Annotated in this window: 10 protein-coding genes; all 10 read right to left on the bottom strand. The window is 70.6% G+C overall.

Going from position 1 to position 12697, the window contains the following annotated elements:
• Window positions 1–65 precede the first annotated feature (65 nt).
• Entirely contained in the window at window positions 66–1265 is a 1200-nt protein-coding gene (gene rodA / locus AB0J08_RS22745; protein WP_360637102.1) for a rod shape-determining protein RodA, read from the bottom strand.
• On the bottom strand, window positions 1262–3520 hold the full coding sequence (gene mrdA, locus AB0J08_RS22740) for a penicillin-binding protein 2 (protein WP_360637099.1): 2259 nt from the start codon (window positions 3518–3520) through the stop codon (window positions 1262–1264). Before mrdA ends, rodA begins: the two co-directional genes overlap by 4 nt.
• Before the next feature lie 52 nt (window positions 3521–3572).
• Window positions 3573–4214: a rod shape-determining protein MreD gene (gene mreD, locus AB0J08_RS22735; RefSeq protein WP_360637096.1), complete on the bottom strand. Its 642-nt coding sequence runs from the start codon at window positions 4212–4214 to the stop codon at window positions 3573–3575.
• Between the two features lie 3 nt (window positions 4215–4217).
• Entirely contained in the window at window positions 4218–5159 is a 942-nt protein-coding gene (mreC, locus tag AB0J08_RS22730; RefSeq protein ID WP_360637093.1) for a rod shape-determining protein MreC, read from the bottom strand.
• Window positions 5160–5251: 92 nt separating this feature from the next.
• The gene (locus tag AB0J08_RS22725) at window positions 5252–6277 is read right to left on the bottom strand and encodes a rod shape-determining protein (RefSeq protein WP_305067939.1); all 1026 of its coding nucleotides are present in this window, start codon (window positions 6275–6277) and stop codon (window positions 5252–5254) included.
• 308 nt (window positions 6278–6585) lie between these two features.
• Window positions 6586–6999: a nucleoside-diphosphate kinase gene (gene ndk, locus AB0J08_RS22720; protein ID WP_360637090.1), complete on the bottom strand. Its 414-nt coding sequence runs from the start codon at window positions 6997–6999 to the stop codon at window positions 6586–6588.
• Window positions 7000–7118: 119 nt separating this feature from the next.
• Complete coding sequence (locus tag AB0J08_RS22715) at window positions 7119–7466, bottom strand: DUF4233 domain-containing protein (protein ID WP_360637087.1); 348 nt, start codon at window positions 7464–7466, stop codon at window positions 7119–7121.
• Between the two features lie 2 nt (window positions 7467–7468).
• Window positions 7469–8860, bottom strand: coding sequence for a folylpolyglutamate synthase/dihydrofolate synthase family protein (locus tag AB0J08_RS22710; RefSeq protein WP_360637084.1), 1392 nt, complete (start codon window positions 8858–8860; stop codon window positions 7469–7471).
• A 230-nt stretch (window positions 8861–9090) separates the two neighbouring features.
• Complete coding sequence (locus tag AB0J08_RS22705) at window positions 9091–9612, bottom strand: hypothetical protein (RefSeq protein WP_360637081.1); 522 nt, start codon at window positions 9610–9612, stop codon at window positions 9091–9093.
• 345 nt (window positions 9613–9957) lie between these two features.
• The gene (locus AB0J08_RS22700) at window positions 9958–12570 is read right to left on the bottom strand and encodes a valine--tRNA ligase (RefSeq protein WP_360637255.1); all 2613 of its coding nucleotides are present in this window, start codon (window positions 12568–12570) and stop codon (window positions 9958–9960) included.
• Window positions 12571–12697: the final 127 nt, after the last annotated feature.

Here is a 12697-nt window from a genome sequence, read left to right as displayed (position 1 = left end):
GTAGCACGCGGCGGGGCCGGTCCGGAGTCACCCTCCGGACCGGCCCCGCCGGCACGCCCGTACGCTCAGGCCGCTATCGGCCGCTGGCTCTGCACCGCCTGCAACAGCCCGATCGCCAGCCAGGTCGCGAACATCGACGACCCGCCGTAGGAGACGAACGGCAACGGGATGCCGGCCACCGGCATGATGCCCAGGCACATCCCTATGTTCTCGAAGCCCTGGAAGGCGAACCACGCGACCACTCCGGCGGCCACGATGGTGCCGTACAGGTCGGTGGCGTGGCGGGCGATCCGGCAGGCCCGCCAGAGGACCACACCCAGCAGCACGATGATCGCCATCGCGCCGAGGAAGCCCAGCTCCTCACCGGCCACCGTGAAGACGAAGTCGGTCTGCTGCTCCGGCACGAACTGCCCGGTGGTCTGCGTCCCGTGGAACAGGCCCTTGCCGGTGAGCCCGCCGGAGCCGATCGCGATCCGGGCCTGGGCGGTGTTGTAACCCACCCCGGACGGGTCGAGCGCCGGGTTGGCGAAGGCCGCGAAGCGGTCGATCTGGTACTTGCTCAGCACCCCGAGCTTCCAGATCGCCACCGAGCCGCCGACGCCGGCCAGGATCAGTCCGAACACCCAGCGGTTGGCCGCGCCGGAGGCCAGCAGGATGCCCAGCACGATGACGGCCATCACCATCACCGAGCCGGCGTCCGGCATCAGCATCACGACCGCCATCGGCAGGGTGGCCCAGACCAGTCCACGGAACACCGCCCGGTGCGAGGGGAACTCCCGCTCGCCCGCGTCCACCTGGTCGGACAGCACCACGGCCATCGCGAGCACGATCGCCAGCTTGGCGAACTCGGCCGGCTGGACGGAGAAGCCGCCGCCGAGCTGGATCCAGGAGTGCTGGCCGTTGATGGTCGAGCCGAGCGGGCTCAGCGTGGCCACCAGCAGCACGATCACCGCGACGTACAGGAACGGCACCACCGTGCGGAACCGCCGGCTCCCTATCCCTATCACCACCGCGCACAGCACCAGTCCGATCACCACATTGGTGAGGTGGCGGAACAGGAAGTACTGCGGATCGCCGTGGGTGAGCGAGTCCCGCCCCCGGGTGGCCGACCAGACCAGCAGCGAGCTGCCCAGCGACAGCACCATGGCGGCCAGCAGCAGTATCCAGTCGATCCGCCAGAGCGGGGAGTCCTTGGCGAGGGCCTTCGACACCCCGCTGCGCTGCGGGGCGAGCCGCAGCTGGCGGTACGAGCCGTAGGAGGTCATGCCCGGCTCCTTCCGGTGCCCCGGTTGGGCTCGACGGCGGCGGAGTCCACCGTGGTGAGCGCGATCGGCGGACCGGCCGGCTGCGCCGGGTCCAGGAAGACCCGCGGCGAGCCGCCGCGCACGCCCGGGTCCCCGGCCGTGGTGTAGCCGGCCGGCTTGATGATGGCGGTGCCGTCCGGGTTGAACTTCGGCAGCTCGGCCTGCGGCTTGGGCAGCAGCGCCTTGGCGCCGTCGATGTTGCCCTTGTCGTCGACGCCGTACAGCGCCTGGTAGATCCGGCGGATCGCGTCACCGGAGCCGCCGGAGCCGGTGCCGCCCTGGCTCATCGTCATCACGACCGCGTAGTCGTCGCTGTACGTGGTCAGCCACGAGGTGGTCTGCTTGCCCTCGACCTCGGCGGTACCGGTCTTGGCGTGCAGCTCGATCTTGCCCTGCGGCCAGCCGGCGCCGGTGAACTTCCAGGCCGCGGTACCGCCGGTGACGACGCCCGCGGTGGCCTGGTCGATGTAGCTCAGGAGCTTCTGGTCGCCGGGGAACTTGGCGTCCTCGTGCGGGGCGATCTCGCGGACGAGCTCCCCGCTCGGGCTTATCACCGCCTTGGCGACGGTCGGCCGGTAGAACGTGCCGCCGTTGGCGAGCGCCGCGTAGATCCGGGCCATCTGGATCGGGGTGACGAGCGTGTCGCCCTGGCCGATCGCGAAGTTGACCGAGTCACCGGCGCGCATCTGGTAGCCGTCGACGCAGTTCTCCCGGGCGATCTGGTCGGAGAAGCTGTTGCCGCCCTTCTCCGCCTGCCTGCACCAGGCGTCCTTGTTGTTGTCGAAGAAGGACTGCTTCCACTGCCGGTCCGGCACCCGGCCGGTGACCTCGCTGGGCAGGTCGATGCCGGTCTTGGCGCCGAGGCCGAACTGGTGCGCGGTCTTGAAGAACCAGTCCGCGGTCTCCTTCTTCGGCTTGATGCCGCCGTCCTTCATCCACTGGTCGTAGGCCAGCCCGTAGAAGACGGTATCGCAGGAGACTTCGAGGGCCTTCTCCAGCGTGATCGAACCGAAGCTCTCGCTCTCGAAGTTCTTGAACTCACGGCCGCCGATGGTCATGCTCTTCGGGCACGGGTACGTCCCGTCCAGCGAGTAGCCGGCCTGCACGGCGGCGGTGGTGGAGATGACCTTGAAGGTCGAGCCGGGGGCGGACTGACCCTGTATGGCCCGGTTCAGCAGCGGGAAGTTGGAGTCCTTGCTGGTCAGGGCCTGGTAGTCCTTGCCCGAGATGCCGCCCTGCCAGAGGTTGGGGTCGTACGTCGGCGCGCTGGCCATCGCCACGATCCGCCCGGTGTGCACGTCCATGACGACGGCGGCGCCGGAGTCGGCCTCGTAGTTGCGGTTGGTCACCTTGTCGAAGGTCTTCCTGGCATCGTTCATCGCCTGCATCAGGTTGTCCTCGACGACCTTCTGCACCCGGGCGTCGATGCTGGTCACCAGGTTGTTGCCGGTCTGCGGCTCGACGATGCCGGCGTTGCCGATCACCCGGCCGAGGTTGTCCACCTCCAGCTTGGTGATCCCGGCCGTCCCGCGCAGATCGCGGTCGTACACCGACTCCAGTCCGGCCCGGCCGATCTGGTCGGCCGGCAGGTAGCGGTCCAGGCCCGACTTGTCGGCGGTCTTGCTGACCTCCTCGTCCGTCACCGGCGAGAGGTAGCCGAGCACCTGGGCCATGTTGGCGCCCTCGACGCCGGTGTAGTGGCGCACGGCGGTCGGCTGCGCGGTGACCCCGGGGAAGTCCTCGCGGCGCTCCATCATCTGCAGCGCCTGCTGGGTGGTCGCCTCCTTGGTGACCGGGATCGGCTGGTACGGCGAGCCGTTCCAGCAGGGCTGCGGCGTCTTGGCGTCGCAGAGCCGGACCTTCTCCTGGACGTCCTTGGCCGGCATGCCAAGCACCTCGGCGAGCCGGCCGAGCACCGCCTTCCCGCCGTCCTTCTGCTGCAGCAGCGAGGTGCGGCTGACCGAGACCACCAACCGGGTCTCGTTGCCGGCCAGGATGCGGCCCGAGGCGTCGAGGATCTCGCCGCGCACGGCGGGCTCGACCACCTCGCGGATGTGGTTGCCGGTCGCCTTGGCGGTGTAGACGCTGGCGTTGCGGATCTGCAGGTACCAGAGCCGCCCACCGAGGGTGGCGAGCAGCGACAGCACGAGGATCTGCAGTACCACCAGACGGATCGTCACCCGCCGGGTACGGCCGGTCTCGGGGATGTTGCTCACGTCTCGTGCGCTCCAGAGTGCGGGGTTCCGGGGATCATGGGCGGGACCGGGGCTACGGCCGCTTGGCGAAGCCGAGCGAGCGCCGCTTCTTGTAGGACGGCCCGGACGACGCCTCACGGGTGGTGCGGTAGCGGGACAGCGTGCCCAGCCCGGGGCCGCCCTCGTCGTCGCCGGCCGCGGCGGCCACCGGGTCGCGCCCGAAGCGGCGGCCGATCAGCATCACCACCGGGACGACGAACGGAGCCAGCAGCAGGTCGTACAGCAGGGCGGTGAGCACCAGGCTGCCGAGGCCGACGTGACGGGCGGCGGTGTCGCCGACCAGGGCACCGACCATCGCGTACAGCAGGGTGGAGGCGACCGCAGCGGCGGCCACCACCAGCAGCGCGCCGGAGACCGAGCGCTGCCGGCCGTGGTCGGGCCGGAGCAGACCGGCGGCGTAGCCCATCAGGCAGAGGACCAGCGCGTAGCGGCCGATCGCGTGGTCGGACGGCGGGGCGAGGTCGGCCAGCAGTCCGGCGGCGAAGCCCACCAGGCAGCCGCCGGTCGGCCCGTAGACCATGGCCAGCCCGACCACCACGAGAAGCAGTATGTCCGGTGTGGCGCCCGGGAGTTGGAGCCGTCCGAAGACGCTGACCTGGAGGATCAGGCCGAGCAGGACGAGAACGGCGGAGACGGGGATGCGGGCGAGGCGCATGGTTCAGTTCCCCCCGGTGGTCTTGGCGGGCGGGGCGGCGGCGGCCGGGGCGGCGGGTGCGGCCGGAGCCGGGCCCTGGGCAGCCGGCGCCGGTGGCAGGACGGCGTCGCGCGGGTCGGTGCGCGGCGGCACCACCACCACGCCGATCAGGTCGAGCCGGGTGAACTGGACGAAGGGCTCGACCAGGATGGTCTTGGTCAGCTGGCCGGGGTTCGCCTCGACCTGGACCACCTTGCCGACCGGGACGCCGGGCACGAACGGGCGGCCGCTCTGCGAGCCGAAGGTGACCAGCCGGTCGCCCTCCTTCACCTGGGCCTTGCCGTTGAGCAGGGAGACCTTCATGGCGCTGGTGCCGCCGCCGGAGGCGAAGCCGATCTCGCCGGTGCCCTCCAGTCGGGCACCGGCGCTGAAGCCCGGGTCGGAGGCGAGCAGGACGGTGGACGTGGTCGGGGCGACGGTGGTGATCCGGCCGACCAGGCCCTGACCGTTGATCACCGTCATGTCCCGGGTCAGGCCGTCGTCGCTGCCCGCGTCGATGGTGATGGTCCAGGAGAAGCCCTGGGCCGGGCCGATCGCGATCACCTGGGCGGCCTTGACGGTGTAACCGCCGGAGCCCGCGGTGCGCAGCAGGTCGTCGAGCTGCTTGGTGCGCCCGCCGGCCATGTCGGAGGAGGCCAGCTTCTGACGCAGCTCGGTGTTCTCCCGGGCCAGCTGGTCGGTGCGCCCGCTGTGGCCGGCGGCGTCGCGGAAGGCGCGGACGGTGTCGGCCACCGGGTCGACCGCGGTGGCGGCGCCGCGCTCGACCGGGCCGAGGACACCGGCCGCGGCGCGCCGGGCTCCGCCGAGCGGCGAGCTCTCACCGCCCTTGATGTCCACGGTGATCAGCGCGAAGGCGACGGCCACCAGCAGGATGAGCAGCAGCCGGCTCTCTCGTGTGTCCCTCACGGTGCTGGTACTGCCCCTTCGTACCTGGCCGCCCACCCGGGCTGTGGGCCCGGGCGGGGGCCGTTCAGTTGACTACAGGTCTGACGGTTGTGCTAACGGCGCGGTTGGGCGTCGAGTACCTGCTGGAGCGCCTCGAACTCCTCGACGCACTTGCCGGAGCCGAGCGCCACGGAGTCCAGCGGGTTCTCGGCGATGTGGATCGGCATACCGGTCTCGCGGCGCAGCCGCTCGTCCAGGCCGCGCAGCAGGGCGCCGCCGCCGGTGAGCACGATGCCGCGGTCCATGACGTCGCCGGCGAGCTCGGGCGGGCACTGGTCGAGGGTGGTCTTGACCGCGTCGATGATCGAGTTGACCGGCTCGTCGATGGCCTCGCGGACCTCGGCCGCCGAGATGACGACGGTCTTGGGCAGGCCGCTGACCAGGTCGCGGCCGCGGATCTCGGCGTGCTCGTCCTTCTCGCCCTCCAGCGCGAAGGCGGAGCCGATGCTCATCTTGATCTGCTCGGCGCTGCGCTCGCCCAGGAGCAGCGAGTACTCCTTCTTGATGTGCTGGACGATGGCGTTGTCCAGCTCGTCGCCGGCCACCCGGATGGACTGCGCGGTGACGATGCCGCCGAGCGAGATGACGGCCACCTCGGTGGTGCCGCCGCCGATGTCGACGACCATGTTGCCGGTGGCCTCGTGGACCGGCAGGCCGGCGCCGATCGCGGCGGCCATCGGCTCCTCGATGATGTGCACCTGGCGCGCGCCGGCCTGCGAGGAGGCCTCGATCACGGCGCGGCGCTCGACCCCGGTGATGCCCGAGGGCACGCAGACCACGACCCGGGGGCGGGCCAGGTAGCGGCGGCGGTGGATCTTGAGGATGAAGTAACGGAGCATCCGCTCGGTGATCTCGAAGTCGGCGATCACGCCGTCCTTGAGCGGGCGGATGGCGACGATGTTGCCCGGCGTGCGGCCGATCATCTTCTTGGCCTCGGCGCCGACCGCCAGAATGCCACCGGTGTTGGTGTTGACCGCGACCACGGACGGCTCGTTGAGAACGATCCCCTTGCCCCTGACGTACACCAGCGTGTTGGCGGTTCCGAGGTCGATCGCCAGATCGCGGCCGATGAACGACAGGTTGGTTGCCATGGGGTGTAGGTGCCTTCCCGGGCTCGGAGTCATTGCGGGGGTGGACGAGAGAGTGCGCCCACGGCTTGGGCGAAGAGCAGCTGACCAGCCGTACCGGGCCCATGAGTCGCGTCCATCGTAGTCACGCCGGCCAGTACGGACGTCGACGTGGGGCATACCGTCCATTGTCCGGAGCGTGATCGCTTCTCCGGGCATTGGGACGCCGTGTCGGCGTCTCCAGTTCCCTATTTCACGATAAGAATGCCCCGGCCGGGCCAATGGTCCCGACCGGGGCACCCGAAGGTCCCGGGTGGTGCTTACGCGTGCGCCGGGAAGAAGATCTTGATCTCGCGCTCGGCCGACTCCGGGGAGTCAGAGGCATGGATCAGGTTCTCGCGAGTGATGGTCGCGTAGTCGCCGCGGATGGTGCCGGCACCGGCCTCCAGCGGGTTGGTGGCGCCGGCCAGCATCCGGATGCCGGGGACGACCTCCTCGCCCTCGACGATCAGCGCGATCGACGGGCCGGAGGTCATGAACTCCAGCAGCGGCTCGTAGAACGGGCGGCCGACGTGCTCCGCGTAGTGCTGCTCCAGCGTCGCCCGGTCGAAGGTCCGCAGCTCGACGGCGGCGAGCCGCCAGCCGGCCTTGCGCTCGATGCGGCTGATGATCTCGCCGGCCAGGCCGCGCTTGACGGCGTCGGGCTTGAGCAGGACGAGAGTGCGCTGGGACACGGTGCGTCTCCTGGGAAATCGGTTCGGCGCGCACCCGGTTCGCGGTGCGGAGTGCGACTACGGCAGAGGTTACCTTGCGTGAGCAACGGGGCCGGGCGCCCCCGAGGCGAAGGCAGACCCTACGCGACGGTGACCGCCTGGGCGGCCGCGCGGGCGGCCTTGAACTCGTCGATCTTGCGGCCGTAGTGCACCGAGCACCACCAGAGCCCGGCGAAGACGACGCCCAGGCCGAACATGGTCGGCAGGACGAAGCCGCTGGCGATCAGGCCGATCTGGAGCGCCCAGCCGATCGCGACCGCGCCGGGGCGGGTGATCATGCCGCAGAGCAGCACGCACAGCGCCATCGCGATGCCCGTCACGGTCCAGACGGTGGCGGTCGACACGTCGGAGAGCTGCATCGCCACCAGTCCGGCGAACAGCGCCAGCAGGGCCTCGCCGATCAGCGTCGAGGAGCAGAGCGTCCTCATCGTCACTTCCTCCCGAGCAGCAGGCGGGCCTCGCCCACCGTGATGACCGAACCGGTGACCAGCACCCCGGCGCCGCCGAGGTCCCCGTCCTCCTCGGCGAGGGTGACGGCGGCGGCGATGGCGTCGTCGAGCCGGGGCTCGACCTGGACGCGGTCCTCGCCGAAGATCTCGACGGCGAGCGCGGCCAGGGCGTCCGCGTCCATCGCCCGGTGGGTGGAGTTCTGGGTGATGACGACCTCGGCGAGGATCGGCTCGAAGGCCTCCAGCAGGCCCGCCACGTCCTTGTCGCCACTGGTGCCGATCACGCCGACCAGCCGGGTGAAGCCGAACGACTCACCGATCGCGGCGACGGTGGCGTGGGCGCCGTCCGGGTTGTGCGCGGCGTCCAGGACGATCGTCGGGCTGCGCCGGACGACCTCCAGGCGGCCCGGCGAGGCGACACCGGAGAACGCCTGCCGGACCTTGTCCGCGTCCAGCTGCCCGCCGCGCGCGCCGCCGACGCCGAAGAAGGCCTCGACCGCCGCGAGGGCGAGCGCCGCGTTCTGCGCCTGGTGGGCGCCGTGCAGCGGGAGGAAGACGTCCGTGTACTCCTCGCCGCCGAGCCCACGCAGCGTCACCAGCTGGCCGCCGATGGCGACCTCACGGCGGATCACACCGAACTCCATGCCCTCGCGGGCCACCGTCGCGTCCACCTCGACGGCCCTGCGCAGGATGGTCTGGGCGGCATCCAGCTGCTGCTGGGCGACGACCGCGACGGCGCCCGACTTGATGATCCCGGACTTCTCGACCGCGATCTCGCCGGTGGTCTCCCCCAGCTTGTCGGTGTGATCCAGCGAGATGGGGGTGATCACGGCGACGGCGGCGTCGATCACGTTGGTGGCGTCCCAGGAGCCGCCCATGCCGACCTCGATCACGCCGACGTCCACCGGGGCGTCGGCGAAGGCCGCGTAGGCCATGCCGGTCAGCACCTCGAAGAAGGACATCGCGACCGGCTCGCGCTCGTCGACCATCCGCACGTACGGCTCGATGTCCCGGTAGACCTCGGCGAACCGCTCGGGGGTGATCGGGGCGCCGTCCAGGGTGATCCGCTCGGTGACGGACTCCACGTGCGGGCTGGTGTAGCGGCCGGTGCGCAGCTCGAAGGTGTTGAGGAGCTGCTCGACCATCCGGGCAGTGGAGGTCTTGCCGTTGGTGCCGGTGATGTGGATGGAGGGGAAGGACCGCTGGGGCTGGCCCAGGATGTCCATCAGCGCCTCGATCCGGTCGAGCGAGGGCTCCAGCTTGTTCTCCGGCCAGCGCTTGGAGAGTTCCAGCTCGACGTCACGCAGAACGTCGCCGGAGCCGCCGTCGGCGGGGCGGAGGGTGTACGGGTTCGGGTCGGCCTTGTCGCTCACGACCCCAGTCTACGGAGCGGCGGCGCGCGCTCCCGACGGGGTGAGAACGACCACTTTGCCCCGACTTTCCGATTCACCCGATATGCCATTGATCTGGCGGGTGCAGCTGCCAATGAAGCACTGATTCGTACTCCAAAGAGCCAAGCTGCCTTTGATTGCCAGGAGATCACCGCCATGCCCGACGTGCCGCGCCAGTCCCTCCCGGCCCATCGGAGCGGCCCGGGCCGGGCTCAGACCCCGGCTCGGGCCTCCGGGATCTCGGGGCACGGGCCGCAGTGCCGGCGGCGCAGCTCGGCGGTGATCTCGGCCAGCTCACCCTCGGGCAGCAGCGGCAGCATCATGGCGACGCCCTGGAGCAGGCCGCCGAGCAGGAAGGTGGTGTCGGCGGTGGCGGCCACCAGGCCGCGCACCTCGGCCACCTCGCCGGCCGCCACGGCCTCGATCAGCCGGGCCGCGTCGGCGGTCTCCTCGTCCACCGCCACCCCGCCGCAGTCGGCCGGGGCGCGCCGGACCATCGCGTGCAGCACCTTGTCGCCCACCTCGGGCGCGTACGCCTTGCGGACCGCCTCGGCGGCGATCCAGGCCAGCAGGGTGGTCACCTCTCGCTGCGCGTGTTCCTCGAAGAGCCGGTCCAGCGCGTGATCGAACGCGAGCTGGTTCCCGTGCCGGAACGCGAGCAGCAGCGTCGCCGCCCTGGCCTTGGCCTCCTGGACCGCTTCCATCGGCAGTTCGTCGGCCAACTTCTCGGTCACCACCACGCCATGCCCTCCCGTCGGTCGTCGGCTCAGCGAAACTCCGTGCACACCGTACACATCCAACCTGCAAACTTCCGCGAACCCGCGCGGGCAAGACCGGAATGAATTCGGGCGGAATTGGACTTCACCCGGTCCAGGATGAATATTCGCCGGAACAGCGCAATGCCGCTGGGCTATTAGAGGGTCCGATTTCCCCGTTCGGCGGGCGCGCTCCCCGGCGCGTCCCACCGGTACGGATCCGCGGCACGGTGGAAGGCCGCGGAAAAGGGCGAGGGGCCGCACCCCGCGTCAGCGGGATGCGGCCCCTGGAGAGCCTTCGACGGGCCGGGCCCGTCGGCCGGGTCAGGCCTGCGGCAGCGCCGCGAGCTGCGCGGTGATCCGGGCGATGTCGGCCTCGGCGGCCTCCTGACGGGCACGGATCTTGGCGACCACGTCGTCCGGCGCCTTGGCGAGGAACGCCTCGTTGCCGAGCTTGCCGGCGGTCTGGGCCTTCTCCTTCTCGGCGGCAGCGAGGTCCTTGGCCAGGCGCTTGCGCTCGGCCGCGACGTCGATGGTGCCGGAGAGGTCCAGCAGCACGGTCGCGCCCGCGACCGGGAGCGAGGCGGTGGCCGAGAAGCCCTCCTCGGGCGCGGTCAGCCGCAGCAGTGAGCGGATCGCGTCCTCGTGGACGGCGAGCACGGTACCGGCCACCTCCAGGCGGGCCGGGACCCGCTGCCCCGGCTTCAGGCCCTGGTCGGTACGGAAGCGCCGGACCTCGGTGACCACCTGCTGGAGCGTGGCGATCTCGGCCTCGGCCCCGGCGTCGCGGTAGCCGCTGTCCGTCGGCCAGTCGGCGATGACCACCGACTCCGCGCCGGTGAGCGTGGTCCACAGGGTCTCGGTGACGAACGGGACGATCGGGTGGAGCAGCCGCAGCGTGACGTCCAGGACCTCGCCGAGCACCCGGCGCGTGGCGTCGGCCTGCGGGCCGCCCTTGGCGAGGGTGGTCTTGGAGAGCTCGACGTACCAGTCGAAGACCTCGTCCCAGGCGAAGTGGTAGAGCGCCTCGGAGAGCTTGGAGAACTGGTAGTCCTCGTAGAGCGAGTCCACCTCGGCGACCGTGCTGTTCAGCCGGGACAGGATCCAGCGGTCGGCCGCGGTCAGCTCCTCCGGCGCGGGCAGCGGGCCCTCGACGGTGGCGCCGTTCATCAGCGCGAAGCGGGTGGCGTTCCAGATCTTGTTGGCGAAGTTGCGGGCCGCCTGGACCCAGTCCTCGCCGATCGGGACGTCGACGCCCGGGTTGGCGCCGCGGGCCAGCGTGAAGCGCAGCGCGTCGGAGCCGTACTTGTCCATCCAGTCCAGCGGGTTCACCACGTTGCCGAAGGACTTCGACATCTTCTTGCCGTTCTGGTCACGGACCATGCCGTGCAGCGCGATGGTGTGGAACGGCGGGGTGCCGTCCATCGCGTAGAGACCGAACATCATCATCCGGGCGACCCAGAAGAAGAGGATGTCGTAGCCGGTCACCAGGACGGAGTTCGGGTAGAACTTCGCCAGGCTGTCGGTCTGCTCGGGCCAGCCGAGGGTGGAGAAGGGCCACAGGCCGGAGGAGAACCAGGTGTCCAGGACGTCGGTGTCCTGGTGCCAGCCCTCGCCGGTCGGCGGCTGCTCGTCCGGGCCGACGCAGACGATCTCGCCGGCCGGGCCGTACCAGACCGGGATGCGGTGGCCCCACCAGAGCTGGCGCGAGATGCACCAGTCGTGGAGGTTGTCGACCCAGTCGAAGTAGCGCTTCTCCATCTCCTGCGGGTGGATCTTGACCTTGCCGTCGCGGACGGCGTCGCCCGCGGCCTTGGCGAGCGGGCCGACCTTGACCCACCACTGCATGGACAGCCGCGGCTCGATGGTGGTCTTGCAGCGCGAGCAGTGGCCGACCGAGTGGACGTACGGGCGCTTCTCCGCCACGATCCGGCCCTCGGCGCGCAGCGCGCCGAGAATGGCCGAGCGTGCCTCCAGCCGGTCCAGGCCCTGGAAGGGGCCGTGCACGGTGATCACCGCGTGCTCGTCCATGACGGCGATCGACGGCAGGCCGTGGCGCTGGCCGATCTCGAAGTCGTTCGGGTCGTGAGCCGGCGTCACCTTGACGGCGCCGGTGCCGAACTCCGGGTCGACGTGGGCGTCGGCGACGACCGGGATGCGGCGGCCGGTGAGCGGCAGCTCGATCTCGGTGCCGACGAGGTGCTTGTAGCGCTCGTCCTCAGGGTGGACCGCGACGGCGGTGTCGCCGAGCATCGTCTCGGCCCGGGTGGTGGCGACGACGATCGAGGCGTCACCCTCGCCGTAGCGGATGGAGACGAGCTCGCCGTCGTCGTCCTGGTACTCGACCTCGATGTCCGAGATCGCGGTGAGACAGCGCGGGCACCAGTTGATGATGCGCTCGGCGCGGTAGATCAGCTCGTCGTCGTAGAGCTTCTTGAAGATGGTCTGGACGGCCTGGGAGAGGCCCTCGTCCATGGTGAAGCGCTCGCGGGACCAGTCCACGCCGTCGCCGAGGCGGCGCATCTGGCCGGAGATCTGGCCGCCGGACTCCGCCTTCCACTGCCAGACCCGGTCGACGAACGCCTCCCGGCCGAGGTCGTGGCGGGACTTGCCCTCCTTGGCCAGCTCCCGCTCGACGACGTTCTGGGTCGCGATGCCCGCGTGGTCCATACCGGGCTGCCACAGCGCCTCGTAGCCCTGCATCCGCTTGCGGCGGACGAGGGCGTCGATCAGCGTGTGCTCGAAGGCGTGGCCCAGGTGGAGGCTGCCCGTGACGTTCGGCGGCGGGATGACGACGGTGTACGGGGGCTTGTCGCTCTTCGCGTCGGCCGTGAAGTAACCGCGCTCTACCCAGCGCTCGTACAGCTCGCCCTCTACGTCCGCCGGAGCGTAGGTCGTCGGGAGGGTGGCTGCGTCGTCCCCGGCGTGAGTGCTCACGGGGCGCTGGTTCGTGGTGTCGGTCACGACGCACAGTTTACGTACCTGCGGACGTGGGTTACGAACCGCTTTCGGTCCGGGGCCCCCGTGCGCCCGGTCCGGACGGCCGTCGGCCCTGTGCGATAAC

It is taken from the genome of Kitasatospora sp. NPDC050463 (genome assembly GCF_040655255.1).
Lineage (GTDB): Bacteria > Actinomycetota > Actinomycetes > Streptomycetales > Streptomycetaceae > Kitasatospora.
The sequence above is the reverse complement of the archived record's forward strand: the minus strand, read 5'-3'. Positions and strand labels throughout refer to the sequence as shown.